At 69.4% G+C, this 15,349-nt stretch carries 13 protein-coding genes; 3 read left to right on the forward strand and 10 right to left on the reverse strand.

The window, feature by feature from the left end; genetic code table 11:
• The 4 genes from F8M74_RS02510 to F8M74_RS02525 all read right to left on the reverse strand — a co-directional run bounded on the left by F8M74_RS02510 (nucleotide 1) and on the right by F8M74_RS02525 (nucleotide 5,963).
• Nucleotides 1-426, reverse strand: a complete 426-nt coding sequence (locus tag F8M74_RS02510) for a hypothetical protein (protein ID WP_141253429.1) — start codon at nucleotides 424-426, stop codon at nucleotides 1-3.
• Between the two features lie 8 nt (nucleotides 427-434).
• Nucleotides 435-2,057, reverse strand: coding sequence for an Hsp70 family protein (locus F8M74_RS02515; RefSeq protein WP_141253428.1), 1,623 nt, complete (start codon nucleotides 2,055-2,057; stop codon nucleotides 435-437).
• A 91-nt stretch (nucleotides 2,058-2,148) separates the two neighbouring features.
• Entirely contained in the window at nucleotides 2,149-4,227 is a 2,079-nt protein-coding gene (locus F8M74_RS02520; RefSeq protein WP_141253427.1) for an ATP-dependent helicase, read from the reverse strand.
• A 44-nt stretch (nucleotides 4,228-4,271) separates the two neighbouring features.
• Nucleotides 4,272-5,963 carry a HEAT repeat domain-containing protein gene (locus tag F8M74_RS02525; RefSeq protein WP_216619622.1) on the reverse strand — a complete coding sequence of 564 codons (1,692 nt, stop codon included), beginning with the start codon at nucleotides 5,961-5,963 and terminating at the stop codon, nucleotides 4,272-4,274.
• Between the two features lie 134 nt (nucleotides 5,964-6,097).
• On the opposite strand from F8M74_RS02525, the gene F8M74_RS02530 reads away from it, so the two are divergent.
• A complete protein-coding gene (locus F8M74_RS02530; RefSeq protein ID WP_141253425.1) occupies nucleotides 6,098-6,946 on the forward strand; it encodes a CHAP domain-containing protein in 849 nt (282 codons plus the stop codon).
• A gap of 18 nt (nucleotides 6,947-6,964) precedes the next feature.
• On the opposite strand, the gene F8M74_RS02535 is transcribed toward F8M74_RS02530, so the two are convergent.
• The gene (locus F8M74_RS02535) at nucleotides 6,965-8,146 is read right to left on the reverse strand and encodes a glycosyltransferase family 2 protein (protein ID WP_141253424.1); all 1,182 of its coding nucleotides are present in this window, start codon (nucleotides 8,144-8,146) and stop codon (nucleotides 6,965-6,967) included.
• Nucleotides 8,147-8,312: 166 nt separating this feature from the next.
• Nucleotides 8,313-9,569 (reverse strand): lipopolysaccharide assembly protein LapB, encoded by a 1,257-nt coding sequence (locus tag F8M74_RS02540; RefSeq protein WP_228559133.1) that lies wholly within the window; start codon nucleotides 9,567-9,569, stop codon nucleotides 8,313-8,315.
• Between the two features lie 820 nt (nucleotides 9,570-10,389).
• On the opposite strand from F8M74_RS02540, the gene F8M74_RS02545 reads away from it, so the two are divergent.
• Nucleotides 10,390-10,596 (forward strand): hypothetical protein, encoded by a 207-nt coding sequence (locus tag F8M74_RS02545; RefSeq protein ID WP_141253472.1) that lies wholly within the window; start codon nucleotides 10,390-10,392, stop codon nucleotides 10,594-10,596.
• 104 nt (nucleotides 10,597-10,700) lie between these two features.
• On the opposite strand, the gene F8M74_RS02555 is transcribed toward F8M74_RS02545, so the two are convergent.
• Together F8M74_RS02555 and F8M74_RS02560 are read right to left on the reverse strand one after the other, a co-directional pair.
• A complete protein-coding gene (locus tag F8M74_RS02555) occupies nucleotides 10,701-11,117 on the reverse strand; it encodes a helix-hairpin-helix domain-containing protein (RefSeq protein ID WP_141253423.1) in 417 nt (138 codons plus the stop codon).
• Between the two features lie 4 nt (nucleotides 11,118-11,121).
• Complete coding sequence (locus F8M74_RS02560) at nucleotides 11,122-12,399, reverse strand: aspartate kinase (RefSeq protein ID WP_141253422.1); 1,278 nt, start codon at nucleotides 12,397-12,399, stop codon at nucleotides 11,122-11,124.
• 135 nt (nucleotides 12,400-12,534) lie between these two features.
• On the opposite strand from F8M74_RS02560, the gene hutH reads away from it, so the two are divergent.
• The gene (gene hutH / locus F8M74_RS02565) at nucleotides 12,535-14,061 is read left to right on the forward strand and encodes a histidine ammonia-lyase (RefSeq protein WP_141253421.1); all 1,527 of its coding nucleotides are present in this window, start codon (nucleotides 12,535-12,537) and stop codon (nucleotides 14,059-14,061) included.
• A gap of 135 nt (nucleotides 14,062-14,196) precedes the next feature.
• On the opposite strand, the gene F8M74_RS02570 is transcribed toward hutH, so the two are convergent.
• Together F8M74_RS02570 and F8M74_RS02575 are read right to left on the reverse strand one after the other, a co-directional pair.
• The gene (locus tag F8M74_RS02570; RefSeq protein WP_306341639.1) at nucleotides 14,197-14,445 is read right to left on the reverse strand and encodes a hypothetical protein; all 249 of its coding nucleotides are present in this window, start codon (nucleotides 14,443-14,445) and stop codon (nucleotides 14,197-14,199) included.
• A gap of 52 nt (nucleotides 14,446-14,497) precedes the next feature.
• Nucleotides 14,498-15,346: a class I SAM-dependent methyltransferase gene (locus F8M74_RS02575; RefSeq protein ID WP_228559129.1), complete on the reverse strand. Its 849-nt coding sequence runs from the start codon at nucleotides 15,344-15,346 to the stop codon at nucleotides 14,498-14,500.
• Nucleotides 15,347-15,349 lie beyond the last annotated feature (3 nt).

The following is a 15,349-nucleotide window of genomic DNA, read 5'->3' on the forward strand; positions in this document are numbered from 1 at the left end:
TCAGGGCTCGTCGATGAACTGCGTCCGCAGCTCCGCGAAGACGCGGTCGGCGATGCCCTTGTACTTCATGCGTTCGATCAGCGGCTGCAGGTCGCCCTTCATGGAGATGCGGCGCTTGAGCACCGCCTCCACCGGGTCCAGCGTCCCTTCGAGGAGCTGCTTCCAGACGCTGTAGGGCGCGCGGGCCAGGTACACCGGCTCCAGTTCGTCCAGATCGTCCGGATCCGCCAGGACGCGCGCCTTCTCGATGCGGCAGTCACCGGGGACGACGTGCACCACGAAAGCCTTCGCCAGCTTGCCGGGCTCGGCTTCCACCACCGCCCCGAAGTCGCCCTTCCAGCCCTTGCCGGCCATGGCGCACTCGGGATCCTCATTGGTGAGGCGGACCGCTTCGTCCACCCACTCCTTCGACGGGAACTTCGCCATCTGGACTCCTAGCCCCTCCGGAAGATGCTCTTGATACTGGAGAAGAGCCCCCGGTCGTCGCTCCCGCTGCTGCTGGAGCTGGGCACCTGCTGTGAGTGACGCGACGCGACCTCCTGGAGCGCCCGCTTGAGCTGCTCCGGCGTGTCGCGGGTGGCGAGGTCCACCTTGCGCATACCGCTCGCTTCCTCCACCGTCACCTGGAGCAGACACTCCTCGGTGAGGCGGAAGTCGATCTTCCGGCCGGCGGCGGCCGAGGGCACGCGCACCGTGCCCAGATATTCGTTGTCCACCAGCAGGTCACTGTCCCCCTGGTAGATGTCCAGCTCGATGAAGGGCGAGCCCGGCTCCTTGGGAGGAGGCAGGCGGAAGCTCTTCACCATGGGAATCAGCGAGTTCTTCTCGATGATGCGCTTCACGCGCCCGTTGGGCATCGCGTAGCCAATGGGCATGGACAGCGCGTCCAGCAGCGTCACCGCGTCGATGCTGCCCAGCGAGTCGCCCAGCAGCGCCGCGCCCAGGGCCACGCACTCGTCCGGGTGGACGCCCTTGCGCGGCGCCTTGCCGAAGTGCGCCTGGATCTTCTGCTGCACCAGCGGCATGCGGCTCTGGCCGCCCACCAAGATGATCTCGTCGATCTCCGCGCGGGAGATGCCCTTCTCCGCCAGCACGCGGTCGCAGATCTCGAAGGTGCGGTCCACCAGGTCGCCGGTGAGGCTGTTGAGGAACTCGCGCGTCAGGGGGATGCGCATGTCCATCGGCTTGCCCTTGCGCTCGTCGATGAAGGGCAGGTCGATGACGACGTTGGGGATCAGCGTGAGGTCGATCTTCGCCGCCTCCGCCGCGTTCTTGATGCGCTGGAGCGCGATGGGGTTTTCCGTGTTGAGGTCGACCTTGGTCTCCTCCCGGAAGCGCTCCAGCGCGTACTCCATGATGCGGTTGTCGAAGTCCGTCCCGCCCAGGAAGGTGTCACCGCCGGTGGCGAGGACTTCGAAGACATTGCCGGCCAGGTGCAGCACGGACACGTCGAAGGTGCCGCCGCCCAGGTCGTAGACGAGGACCTTCTGATCCAGGCCCCGGTTGAAGCCGTAGGCCAGCGCCGCGGCGGTGGGCTCGTTGACGATGCGCTTCACGTCGAAGCCCGCCAGCCGGCCGGCCTCCTTCACCGCGTTGCGCTGGTTGTCGTTGTAGTAGGCCGGGACGGAGATGACCGCCCCCTCGATGGGGCCGCCCAGGAACTGCTCCGCGATGGTCTTCACCTGGCCCAGCACGAAGCTGGACACATGGGGCAGCGAGTACAGCTTGCCACCCATCATCACCGCGGCGTCCCCGTTGGCGCCCTCGACGATGTCGTACGGGAAGTAGCCCCGGAGCTCCTCCACCGTCTTGGAGTTGTACTTCCGCCCGATGAGCCGCTTGGTCCCCCAGAGCGTGTTCTTCGGGTTGGTGACCATCTGATCCTTGGCCACCCCGCCCACCAGCAGGTCGCCGCGCGCCGACAGCGCCACGACGGAGGGCAGCGTGAGGTTGCCACGATCGGTGGGGACGATCTTCGGGATGCGGTTGCGGACGGACGCCACCAGCGTGTTGGTGGTGCCGAGGTCAATCCCGATGATGCGAGGTCTGTCCGCCATGAAGTGAGGGGGCTCGTGCCAAAAAGACGCCGCCCCTGATTCCACTGTCTATCACGTCGCGCACGGGAGTGCGCGTTTCTGGGCGACGGTGTCAGTCCACCGGGTCCAATCTACCCGGAGGGGGCCCATCCAGCCCCACGGACGCCTCGGGCTCCGCCTCCAGGGTGGACAGGATGCACCGGTCGAACGGTGCGTCCTCCCCGCCGGGCAGTTCCTGGAGGAACCGGGACGGCCGCAGGAGGATCCGCTCCCCGTCCCGGGGCAGCACCGACTGGGGGTACACCAGCGCCAGGGTGTCTCGCGCCCGGGTCAGGGCCACGTAGAACAGCCGCCGCTCCTCTTCCTCCTCCTCAGGCAAGCGCGTGGCCAATGACAGCGGAAACCGCCCGTCCGCCAGCCACAGGACGAAGACGGCCCGCCACTCAAGTCCCTTGGCCTGATGGACGGTGGACAGCGTCAGGCACGCCTCCGGCCCCTCCTCCCTCAAGGCCTCCCCCGCCGCGAACTCCGACACCAGGGCGATCTCCGACAGGAAGCGCGCCACGTCCTCGAAGCGGCCGGCGAACTCCGCCAGCTGGCGGACGTCGTCTTCCCGGTGCTCCTCCTCGGAGAACTCCGCCCGGAGGAAGTCCGCGTAGCCCCCGGCGAGGATGTCCTCGATGAGGCGCCCTGGTGAGGGGGACGCCTCCGGCCGGGTCAACCGCCCCATCAGGTCACCGAAGGCCTGGAATCCCTTCAGCGCCTTGCGTGGCAGGTGCGCGCGGACGTCCGCATGGGCCAGCCCCTCCGCCAGGGGTGTCCCCTCCGGCGATGCGCGCAGAGCGGTCCAGAGGTGCTCGGCCGTCGCCGGTCCCACGCCTGGGACGCGCCGGATGACGCGCTTGAAGGCCAGCTCATCCCCCGGGTTGTTCACCAGCCGGAGGTGGGCCAGCACGTCCTTGATGTGGGACTGCTCGAAGAAGCGGACGCCGGAGCGCACCCGGAACGGGATGCCGCATCGGGTCAACTCCAGTTGGAGCTCCAGCGAGTGATTGTGGGCCCGGTACAGCACGGCCATGGCCTCCAGGGACAGGCCCTGGTCGCGGAGCTCACCGATGCGCTGGGCCACGTAGGCGGCCTGCTCCCCGGCGTCCCGGGCGGGGACGATGAGCGGCTTGACGCCCGGGGACCGTGCCGCCGTCAGCACCTTGGGGAACTGGTTCGTGTTGAGCGCGATGGAGGTGTTGGCCAGCCGCAGGATTTCCGGCGTGGAGCGGTAGTTGCGCGTCAGCGCATGGACGGAGCAGCCCGGGTAGCGTTCAGGGAAGCCGATGATGTTGGTGAAGTCCGCGCCCCGGAAGCTGTAGATGGACTGGCAGTCGTCCCCCACCACCGTGAGGTCCTTGCGCTCTCCGGCGAGCAGATCCACCAGGTCGCCCTGGAGCCGGTTGGTGTCCTGGTACTCGTCCACGAGCACGCAGCGGAAGCGTTCGGTGAGCTGCGCCTTCACGTCCGGGTGATGCGTCAGCAGGCGCTTGAGGTGCACCAGCAGATCATCGAAGTCCATCAGGTGCATCTGCGCCTTGCGCTGCTGGAAGCGCGCGGCGGCGGCGAGCACCTCGGGCGCCAGCGGCAACATCTGCGGCCGGCGGTCCATCAGCACGTGTGACACGGGCTGCTGGAGGTTGGCCGCCAGGGAAACCAGGTCCAACACCAGGTCTGGCCGGGGGAAGCGCTTGTCGCTCTTGAGCCGGCGCTCGGCGATGCACGTCACCATCAAGTCCCGCGCGTCCTCGCGGTCCAGCACGGTGAAGTTCGTGGAGAAACCCAGCACGCCCGCGTACTGGCGCAGCAGCACGTGCGCGGCATGGTGGAAGGTGCCGCCGAGGATGCGCCGCACGTCCACGAAGGCGCCGGCCAGCTCCGCCACTCGGCGCGTCATCTCCCGGGCCGCCTTGTTGGTGAAGGTGAGCAGGAGGATGCCCTCGGGCGGAACACCCCGCTCCAGCATGCGCGCCACCCGGAAGGTCAGCGTGCGCGTCTTGCCGGAGCCCGCGCCGGCAATCACCAACACGGGCCCCTCCCCCGCCTCCACCGCGCGCAACTGCTCCTCGTTGAGGAGCGCGGCATAGTCGATCCGCAGCGAGGGCGTCGCGGCCGGAGCCTGGAGCGTATCGGTGCGGGAGGCCATGGGGACGCAGACTCTAACCGGCCCGGCGCCCCGGGACACCCGGATCAGGGAACCGGCTTGAGCGCGGTCAGCCGCGCGGACGCGGCCTCGCGGACCTGGGGCGACGGATCCCGCTCCCGGGCCACCTCCAGGAGCAGCCGCCCCACCTGCGGCAGCTTCGTCGCCACCGAGTCCAGCGCGGCGGTGCGCTCCTTCACGGCATTCTCCAGGCGGTCACGCACACCGCGGTCCGCGCACGTCTTCACGCCGGGCGTCTGCTCACGTAGCAGCAGCTCCGCGTCCGCCAGCCGCGCGTCCGCCAGCCGCTTGGCGTCCGCCGCCTTGCGCTCGAACTCCGCCAGGTCCTCGGGGAACTCGGTGCTCGCGGACCGGGCGCGGGCAATGGCCGCCACGGCGAAGTTCGCGTTGACGGCCGCCGCGCAGAGCTGCCGCGCCGACGCCAGGGGAACACGCCCTTCGGGCGTCACCGGCTCCTCCTGCGCCACCTCCAGGGACCACAGCGCCAGCTGCCGCGCCGCCACCGCCGCGGAGAAGTGCTGGCGCCGCTCCTCGCGAATCTGCACCCAGCGCCGCAGGATGACTGGATCCGGCACGCCCGACTCGGCGGCGCGCTGGTACTCCGTGGACGCCTGGGCCAACTGGCCGGACAGGTCCAGCAGCACCGCCACCGTGAGGTACATCTCCGCGCTGGTGGCGCGCTCACGGAGGGCGTCCAGGCGTGAGGACACCTCGTACTCCGCCACCGGCTTGGGCAGCGCCGCCAGCACCGTGCGCAGGGACTCCAGGGCGTGCTGACGGATCAGCGGGTTGCGCGCCGCGCGCAGGCTCTCCAGCAGCGGATCCAACACGCGCACCGACACGTGCTGCCCCAGCTCCTCCGCGGCCTGCCAGCGGTCCAGCGCGTCGGGCGCCACCAGCGCGCGGTTCAGGTCCTCCACCCCGCGCAGGTAGTGCCCCACGTGGGCGGCTTGGGCCAGTGGCTCCGGCCGGGCCAGGGCGGCGCGCTCGGCGCGGGCGTGGGCCAGCCGCTCCGGGAAGGCGGTGAGCTTCGGGCCCAGGGGATGGGCCTTCACCCGGGCCTCGGCCTCGTCCACCAAGCCGGAGACGAGCAGGCCTTCCACCTCCAGTTGCAGCAGCAGAACGCGCGCCTCCTCGCGGTGCGTGCCGGCCGGGTGCTCCTTGAGGTACGCGTAGAGCTTGGTCGCGCCGGAGGCCTTGGCCTGCGCGAAGGCTTGAGCATCCAGGCGGGCCTCCACGTCCTGGCGGCGGGGATCATCCGGCGACGCGCGCAGGTACTCCGCCAGCTTGCGCGGATCCTCCGTGGTGGCCAGCTCACGTGCTTCCGCCTCCGCCAGCAGGCGCTTCGCCTCGTCGCGCTGGACGCCGTCCGGGTGCTCCTGGAGGAACTGGCGCCAGCCGGCGACGGTGTCCGTCTCCTTCGCCCCGTTGAAGCGCAGGCCCTCCAACAGCGTCTTCGCCGTGCGCGCCTGGGCCGCGTCGGGGTACGCCTCCAGGAAGCGCTTGTAGGCAATCACCGTGTGCAGGCGCTTCGCTTCCTCGAACTCCAGCTCCTCCAGCCGCGCCTCGGCCGCGTCGGTGTCCGCGTGCGTGGGGTACTCGCGAATGAAGGCGCGATAGCCGTCGATGGTGTCCTTCTTCGCCGCGCGGTCATACGGCGAGGGGATGCAGCCAGTGGCCAGCAATAGGACGGCGAGGGCTCGGCGAAAGGAGGCCATGTCCCTGGAGCAATACCGCACCCGCGCCCACCCGGAAACCCAAGCGCGGACGGACGGTCGCCTGGGTAGGTTTTTTGACGACACAGCTTCCCGGGCGGACCATGTCCCCCAGGACGCTACAGGGAGGTCGCACCATGAGGACAGTCACGCTGATGGGAATCCTCGCCATGCTGGCGACCGGCTGCGCCACCACGGGCGCGCCGCTGGAGCCATGGCTGGACTCCTACAGTCTTCGCTACCGCTCCGCCTCCCCGCCCGCCTTCCCGCGCGAGTCCCTTTCCAAGCAGGTGGCCACCGCGAACCGCGAGGCGCCCGCGGCGCGTCCCGGCACGGTGGCCGCCCGCCCGGCCAAGGCGCCGGGTGGCAAGTCCCGCGCGACGCCGGCCCGGGCCACGCGCCCCCCCCCCGTGGCCGGTGATGCCCGCGCCAAGGTGGTGACCACGGCGCGCTCGCTGGTGGGCAAGACGCAAGTCGCACTCAACGGCCGCAAGTACCCGTCCGACTGCACCGGCCTCATCGAAGGCGTCTACGCCCAGGCCGGCGTCACCTTCCGGGGAACGGTGCAGCCCGGCGACAACGGCGTCACCGCCATGTACCGCTTCGCCCGCTCGCGAGGCCACGTGTACTCGGAAGAGCGGCCGACCCCGGGCGACCTCGTCTTCTTCAACGAGACGTATGACCAGAACCGCGATGGGCGCCGCAATGACGGCCTCACCCACGTGGGCATCGTGGAGAACGTCAGCGCCAGCGGGACGGTCACCGTCATCCACCGCGTGCGCCGAGGCGTCGTGCGCTACCGCATGAACCTGGAACGCCCGCACCTTCGGAGGGATCCGAAGACGGGCGAGGTGCTCAACGACATGCTCCGGCACCCGGGCCCCAACCGCGAGCCCGTCCTCACCGGGCAGCTCTTCGGGGGCTATGGCAGCGTGCTGCCCAAGAGTCCCAAAGCCCAGAAGCCCGTCCCCGTGGCACTCCGGTAACGGGCTCCTGGATTCCGACTACGCGCGCGCCGTCCGGTCCCACGCGGCGCGCTGCGAGTTGCGCAGGAAGCGCCAGAACCCCACGACGATGGCCAGGTTCATGGTCACGAAGTAGTACGCCACCGACGCGGCCTTCTTCGCCGTGCCCCGCTTCAGCACCCCCGTCTTCCCCAGGTACGCGAGCGCGTAGAACAGCACCTGGCTGAACAGGGTGAACTGGTAGAAGAGCCGGTCCAGCAGGAACAGGTTCGCCACCAGCGCCATCCCCATCAGCGCGGGGGCGCACCAGCGCAGCAGCTTGTGCGACCAGAAGGCGAAGGCCGGGAAGCCCGCGGTCGGCAGCAACAGCCCGGGCACCATGCGGATGCTCTGGAAGTTGCCCGCGGCGATGCGCGCCCGGCGGCCGAACTCCTTGCCGTAATCCTCCGTGGTCTCCTCGTGCGCCACGGCGTGCTCTTCGTAAACGACCTTGTAGCCCTGATCCAGGATGCGCAGCGGAATCACGAAGTCGTCCACGATGGTGGACGGCGGCAGCAGGGTGAACAGCGAGCGCCGGATGGCATAGAGGCCACCGTTGGCGCCCACCACCGCGCCGCGCCGCCCCTCGTACATCTTGATGAGCGACTCGTAGCTCCAGTACGCGCTCTCCTCGTAGTCCTGCTTCGTGGGGTTGTAGAGCCGCAGCTTGCCGCAGACGGCCCCCACCTCCGGGTCCTCGAAGTGGCGCACCAGCCGCTCGATGGCCTCGGGTTCGATCATCGTGTTGGCGTCGGAAAGAACGACGATGCTCCCCTGCGCCATGGGGATGCAGCGGTTGAGCACCGTCGTCTTGCCCGCCCGAGGCGCCGGCGACAGCCGCACGCGCGCGTCGGAGCAAGCGCGGACGATGTCATCCGTCCCGTCCGACGAACCATCCGAACCGATGAGCACCTCGAACCGCTCCGCCGGGTACGCCAGCGCGAGGCTGTTCTCCAGCTTCTGCTGGATGCACGAAGCCTCGTTGTAGGCCGCCACCACCAGACTCACCGAGGGCAACGCCCGCTGCCCGCCGGAGCCTTGATTGACTGTTTCCGCGCGCCGTACATCGCGGGCGTTCTTGAGCACCTGCGCGGCCCCTTCGAGCAAAAAAAGGCTCAAGGGGTAGAGAAAGTAAGTGTGTGCTAGCAGCAGCACGGCACACCAGAAGAAGACCTCCGCCATCAACCCTGCCTCCCAGCATCCCGTCCTCGAAACGGGTCCAGGTTCAGCAAGAGGCGTGCCTCCTCCACGCGCTTGGAATCACACGCAGTGGCGCCACGGAGGGCTCTGCACTGGGCGAGGGACTGGACTTTCTCTAGCCCTCGAAACGGCGGAAGCGGTCGTCGTTTCAGGGCGAGGCGGCGTCCGCGTCAATCTGCGCGATCAGCCGAGCCGCCGCCTGGTGGTGCGGATTCAGCGCCACGGCGTCGTCCAGGAGTGAACGGGCGGCGGCCGTGTCCTTCAGCTTCAGCGCCACGCGAGCACCGAGCAGGTAGGCGCGCAGCAGCGTGCTGTCCGCCTGGCGCAGCGCCTCCAAATCCTTGGCCACCGCCTCGAGCGACTCCGGCGGCGACCCGGCGGTCAGCGCGTACTCGGCCCGAGCCAGCGTGCTCCACGGGTACGGTGCGCTCTCCACGTTGCGCAGACGCTCGGCCAGGGCCAGGGAGTCCGGCGCCGCCAGGACGGAGGCATGGAGGGCGCGTGCCTTGAGCCGTGCCGCCGCGGCACTTGGCGGCTCGGACTCCGGCGCGTTGCTCAGCGGGGCCAGGTGCACGTCCAGTTCCTTGCGAAGCGTGTCGGTGGTGACACGCAGGGATGCCATTTCGCGCGCGTTGGCGTCCTGCTCCTGCTGGAGTGAGGTGCGGCGAGCCACCTGGTCGGCAAGGACGCGCATCTTCGCCGCGGCCTCCAGCCCACGGGCGATGGCAGCGCCCCTGAGACGCAGACGCTCGGCATCAGCCTGGACATCCGACAGACTCAGCGTGAGCGCTACCGCCAGCTCGGCCTGGACGTCGACGTAGCCGGGATTCTCGGTGGCGATGGTTCGCAGCTGTTCGATGGCCTGATTACGGGAGGCGGAGTCATCCCGACGGAGCAGCACCGACGCACGGTCCGTCTCATCCACCACCTTGGCGGGGATCTCCACCCCGCGATTCTTCAGCGCGACGTAGCCCAGCGAGGCCACCACGATGAGTCCAACCAGGATGGCCAGCACCACCCGGGGACGGATTCGCTGGGAGCTGCCGTGCTCGAACGCCCGCGCTCCGTCCATCGACAGACGGGTCGACGCAATCAGGTCCGGAGGGAGCTCCAGTGGGGCCCGGCGCGATGCGGCTCCGGCCAGAGGGCCCAGGTCCGAGGCACTGGAGTCATTGGGGGAACTCAGCCCCCCTGCCCCAGCGCCCGGCGTCGCGGTGGGCTCCGATTCTGGCGGAAGCTGGATGCCACTGTCGGCGCCGGACAGCGGTGACAGGCCAAAGGGGCTCGTCGCTCGGACGCTCGCGAAGGGCTCGGCGGCATCCGGTGACGACGTGGGGGCATCGCCGGACAGGCTCGCGGGCGCGGCAACGGGCGGCACGGAGCCGAAGATCCGCTTCGACCCCACAGGTGCCTCGGAGGCAGACGGCTGAATGGCGCTGAACGTCTGGCTGCGCCCCAATGGGGCCACGGAATCGCTCGCGGGAGGCGCGGCGAATCCAACGGGGACGCCGTCCGCCGAGGCGGAGCCCTGAGATGCAACCCGCGCCCCGCCGACGTGAATCGGGCTCACGGGAGGAGGCGTGGGCACGGCCCCCGGGTCTGGCATCATGAAAGCGCCAGCCTGCGGAGGTGCGTACGCACCAAAGGTCTGGGTCGCGTTGCCTGGTGCCACGGAGCCATGTCCGGCACTCCCTGGCGTCCCGTGTTGCTGTCCGGAAACCGTGCCGTAGGTCTGCGTCCTTCCTACGGGGGGAATGACAGGTGCCACCGGAGGAACCGCGCCGAACGTCTGTGTCCCGGCTCCGGGAGTTCCGCCCTGCGACGAGGTGCCAGCATCGGCCGCCGGTCCCCTGAAAGGCATCGTCCCGAACGCCTGCGTCTGCGGCGCGGGGGCTACCGGGGGCACCGCGCCGAACGCCTGCGTCGCGTTGCCTGCCTGCTGCGGGCTCGGCACTGCGGCGAACGCCTGCGTCCTGCCCACAGGGGGCACCGCCCCGAACGCCTGTGTCGCGTTGTCAGTTCCCCGCCCAGTCGCCGGAACTGCCCCGAACGTCTGCGTGGATCCAACGGGAGGCACCGCTCCGAAGGTCTGCGTTGCGTTGCTCGCCACGGGAGGCACCGCGCCGAACGTCTGCGTCGGGTTGCTCGCTGCCGGAACCGCTCCGAAGGTCTGCGTCGTTCCAACGGGTGCTACGGGGGGCACCGCCCCAAACGCCTGCGTCGCGTTGTCGGCGCCCTGCCCCTTCGACGCCACTGCGCCGAACACCTGCGTCGTCGTCGTCACGGGCGAACCCGCCGTGGCGCCAGGGGGAGTCCCCGCGAAGAGCTGCGTGGACCTCATGCTCGAGCGCGCGGGCCCCGCCCCGCCCGTCACCGCCGGAGTCGAGCGCGAGGGCGGCGGCGCACCGTGTGGCGTGGCCATGAACACGTAACCACAGCGCGTGCACTGAACGGAGGCGCCCCCCGGCGGCAGCAAGCGGGAGTCGAGGACGTACTGCATCGAGCACTGAGGGCACGAGATCTGCACTCGAAATGCTTACCACACGGACCCGGCGTCGGGAGGCGCTCCAAGCGCCGTGGCCGCCCGGAGGGTCTGCAACTTGGCAGCACCCACGCCACGGACGGCATCCACGTCATCCCAGCTCTTGAAACCGCCCTGCTCCTCGCGAGCCTCCACGAGGCTCCGCGCCAGGGAGCGCCCGACGCCCGGGAGCAGGGCAAGCTCCTCCTCGGTCGCCGAGTTCAAATCCAACGGACGCCCCAGGGCCAGCGCCTGAGCCCCGGTCGGCACGGCACCGTCTCCACAGGTGGCCACACCATCCGGACGGATCCGCACTGACTCAGCGGCGCAGTCCAACGCGGGCGCCGTATCTGGCCAGCGCAGGCGTGCGATGACGCCCACGCCCAACACCCCCAGCGCGACGGCGGCGAGCGCGGCGGTGCGGCTCGCCACGCGCTCAGACCTTCTCGCCCATCAGGGCCGCCGTCTCGGAGACGGAGGAGACGCCTTCCGGCGGCATCGGCTGATCCAACCCGAAGGCGGTGTGCAACGCGCGCACGGCCAGCTCCGTGTACTTGGCGTGGACCACGCAGGACACCTTGATCTCCGACGTGGAGATCATCTGGATGTTGATGCCCTCGGCGGACAGCGCCCGGAACATCCGCGCCGCCACACCCGAGTGATTGCGCATGCCCACACCCACGATGGACACCTTCGCGATGTCCCCGTCAGTCTCGATACCGGACGCGCCAATCTCCTCAGCGACCTTCCGCACCACTTCCTGCGCGGCGAGGAAGTCCGCCTTGCCCACGGTGAAGGTCACGTCCGTGCGTCCGTCCTTGGACGGGTTCTGCACGATGAGGTCCACCACGATGTGCTTCTCATCGAGCGGTCCGAAGATCTTCGCCGCGGCGCCCGCGATGTCCGGCACACCACACACCGTGATCTTCGCCTCGTTGCGGTCATACGCGACGCCACGGACCAGCACATCCTCCATGGAACTGTCCTCCTCACACACGAGGGTGCCGAGGTCATCGGTGAAGGACGACTTCACCCACAGCGGCACCTTGTACTTCATGGCGAACTCGACCGAGCGGATCTGCAACACCTTGGCGCCCACGCTGGCCAACTCCAGCATCTCTTCGTAAGTGATGCGGTCCAGCTTGCGCGCGGACGGAACCATGTTGGGGTCGGTGGTGTAGACGCCGTCCACGTCCGTGTAGATTTCACAGGCGTCCGCGTTGAGCGCGGCGGCCACGGCCACGGCGGTGGTGTCGGAGCCACCACGGCCCAGCGTGGTGACGCTGCCGGACTCGTCCACGCCCTGGAAGCCCGCAACCACGACGATGTGGCCCCGGGCCAGCGCGGCGCGGATGGGCTGCGCGTCGATGCTCTTGATCCGCGCTTTGGAGAAGGTGCTGTCGGTGACGATGCGCACCTGTTGGCCGAGGAAGCTGGTCGCCTTCCCCTGCTGGGCGTGGATGGCCATGGCCAGCAGGCCGATGGTGACCTGCTCACCGGTGGCGACGACCACGTCCTGCTCGCGCTCGTCTGGCCGGTCGGTGATTTGCGCCACCAGTTTCAGCAGCCGGTTCGTCTCGCCGGACATGGCGGACACGACGACAACCACGTCATGCCCCGCCTCCTGGGCAGCCAGGCAGCGCAGGGCCACACTCTTGATGCGGGCCACGTCACCTACAGAGGTACCGCCGTACTTCTGGACGATGAGTGCCACGGCGCCTGCAACCTCCCTCTTCAGACGGGCGGGAGCTATACGAGCCCGGCCGGCGGGTGTAAAGCGCCGGCCAGCACCACCGCACCCGTTTACGTTAGGGTGCCCGCCCTTTCGCCGCACCCATTGGAGTCCCGAATGTCGCGCCCCCGTATCCTCATCGACGGTGACACCCTGAAGCTCGAGGAAATCCTCCAGGTGGCTCGCAACGAGGCCACCGTGGAGCTGTCGCCCGACGCGGCCATCCGCGTGCGGGCCTCGCGCGCCCTGGTGGACCGCGTCGCCGCCGGAGACACGCCCGCCTACGGCATCAACACCGGCTTTGGCACGTTGGCCGAAGTCCGCATCGACAAGAAGGACCTGCGCGACCTCCAGCGCAACCTCATCCTCTCCCACGCTTGTGGCGTCGGCACGCCCCTCCCCCTTCCGGAAGCGCGGGCGCTCCTGCTGCTCCGCTGCAACGTGCTCGCCAAGGGCTACTCCGGCATCCGCATGGAAACGCTGGCCCTGGCGCTGGACATGCTGAACCGGAACGTCGTGCCCGTGGTCCCCGAACGGGGCAGCGTGGGCGCCTCCGGGGACCTCGCCCCGCTGGCGCACCTGGCGCTCGTATTCATCGGCGAAGGTGAAGCCTTCTACGAGGGCCAGCGCATGCCCGCGAAGCAGGCGCTGGAGCGCGCCGGCCTGCAACCGGTGGTGTTGGAGGCCAAGGAGGGCCTCGCCCTGGTGAACGGCACGCAGGCCATGTGCGCAGTGGGCACCCTGCTCCAGCTTCGCGCGGAGTCCCTGGCGGACATCGCCGACGTCGCGGGCGCCATGACGCTGGAGGGACTGCTGGGAAGCCACAAGCCCTTCATCCCGGAGATTCACGACGTGCGCGCGCACCCGGGCCAGAAGGACGTCGCGGCGCACCTGCGGCGCATCCTGGTGGGCAGCGAGCTGGTGGAGTCGCACGTCAACTGCAGCAAGGTGCAGGACCCCTACTCCCTGCGCTGCATGCCGCAGGTGCACGGCGCGGCGCGCGAGGGCATCGCGTTCTCCCGGCGCATCCTGGAGGTGGAGGTCAACAGCGCCACGGACAACCCGCTCGTGTTCGCGGACACGGAGCGCATCGTGTCGGGCGGCAACTTCCACGGCCAGCCCATCTCCCTGGCCATGGACGTGGTGGCCATGGCGCTGACGCAGCTGTCGTCCATCAGCGAGCGGCGCGTGGAGCAGCTCGTGAACCCGTCGCTGTCCAACCTGCCGGCGTTCCTGGCGAAGAACTCCGGGTTGAACTCCGGCTTCATGATCGCGCAGGTGACCAGCGCCGCGCTGGTGGCCGAGTCCCGCGTGCTGAGCCACCCCGCGTCCGTGGATTCGATTCCGTCATCCGCGGGCCGCGAGGACCACGTGTCCATGGGCATGACGGCGGCGCTCAAGGGCCGTCAGGTCAGCGACTTCGCCCGTTCGTGCCTCGCGATTGAAATCCTGGTGGCGGCGCAAGCCCTGGACTTCCGCCTGCCGCTGAAGCCCGGTAAGGGCGCCCTCGCGGCGTACGAGCTGGTGCGCTCGAAGGTCCCCCACATGGACAAGGACCGCGAGCTGCACCTCGACATCGAGGCGGTGAGCCGGCTCGTCGACTCTGGCGAGCTGCTCGCGGCGGTGCGCTCCGCCACGGCCTGACGCCGTACGAGGGCAGCGACGTCTCGTCCAATGACGAAGGGCCCGGAGCCGAGCGCTTGCTTTCGCTGGCTTCGGGCCCACCGCCGTGACACGGCCCCACGCGACGAACAACGCCGCGCGGGGCGCATCCTGGCTTCAGCGGAACGGGCCGCGCACCTCGAAGGTGACGCCGTTGCCGTCCGTCCCGCGCTGCGAGCTGAAGTACAGCCGCTGGCCATTTGGACAGAAGGCGGGGCCGGTGAGTTCGGAGCCCGCGTGCTCCACCACCTGGAGGAATGGCGCGACAGAGCGCTCAGGGCCCGGGGTGAAGAGGCACAGCTGGAGGTCGTCACCATCCTCAGCCACGTAGAGGTCACCCGAGCGGGACACGGTGATGTTGTCCACGCCGCGCAGCGGCGACTCCGGGTAGAGGGCGCCAGGCAGGTCACGCCAGGCCCTACACGCCGCGGCGTCGTGGCGTGCTCGCCGTCACCTGCCGCATGCTCCAGAGACACGTGATGTTTCCAGTTGAATCCTTCATGGGCTCCACAGCCGCGAGGAACGCGCGCCGGACGTCCTCGCGTGCGTCGGACGGGAGCTGGTCGGCGTCATAGGTGGTGGAGAGGGAAGCCCAGACCTGCTCCGGCTGTCCGCATTCCTGGACCTCGAGGTCGAAGACCTCGACATGCTCGAAGGCGAGGTCGAAGAGTGCCCTCAGCCCCTCGGTGGAGCGGAAGCGCGTGTCGCCCAGGCTCAGCAGGGGGCGAGGCTGCGCCTCGATGGCGGGTTTCATCAGGGCGCGAAACACCGCGAGCGCCCCGGAAGGCGCGAAGCCTCCGCCGACGACGCAGGACAGCTTCCCGGCAGGCGTCAGGACGCGGCGAATCTCGGAGAGGACCTTCTCGCAGTCATCCATCAGCATGAGGGCCAGGTGGCTGAGCACGACGTCGAGGCTGGCGTCCTCGAAGGGGAGCGACTGCGCCACGCCTCGAATCAGCGTGGCGGCTCCCTTCAATCGCGCCTGGGCCTGGGCGAGCTCGTCCTCGCTCATGTCCAGGCCAACGAGTCGCGGACGCGGAGTCGTCCGCCGAGCGAGCAACTCGAGCAGGTATCCATCACCGCAAGCCAGGTCGAGCACGGTCCTCGGCCGCGCGTCCTGGGGGACTTCCGCCGCCAGCAACTCATAGGAGGAGGCGAATCGGCTGTCGCCCCGAATCACGGGAGTCTTCGCGAACCACCGCGCGGTCACGCCCGCGAGCCGGCGGTGGTAGTCGAGGAGGTAGGACTCGGTGTCGGATGGAGGCATGGC

The sequence above is a fragment of the Myxococcus sp. CA023 genome, from assembly GCF_010998615.1.
Lineage (GTDB): Bacteria > Myxococcota > Myxococcia > Myxococcales > Myxococcaceae > Myxococcus.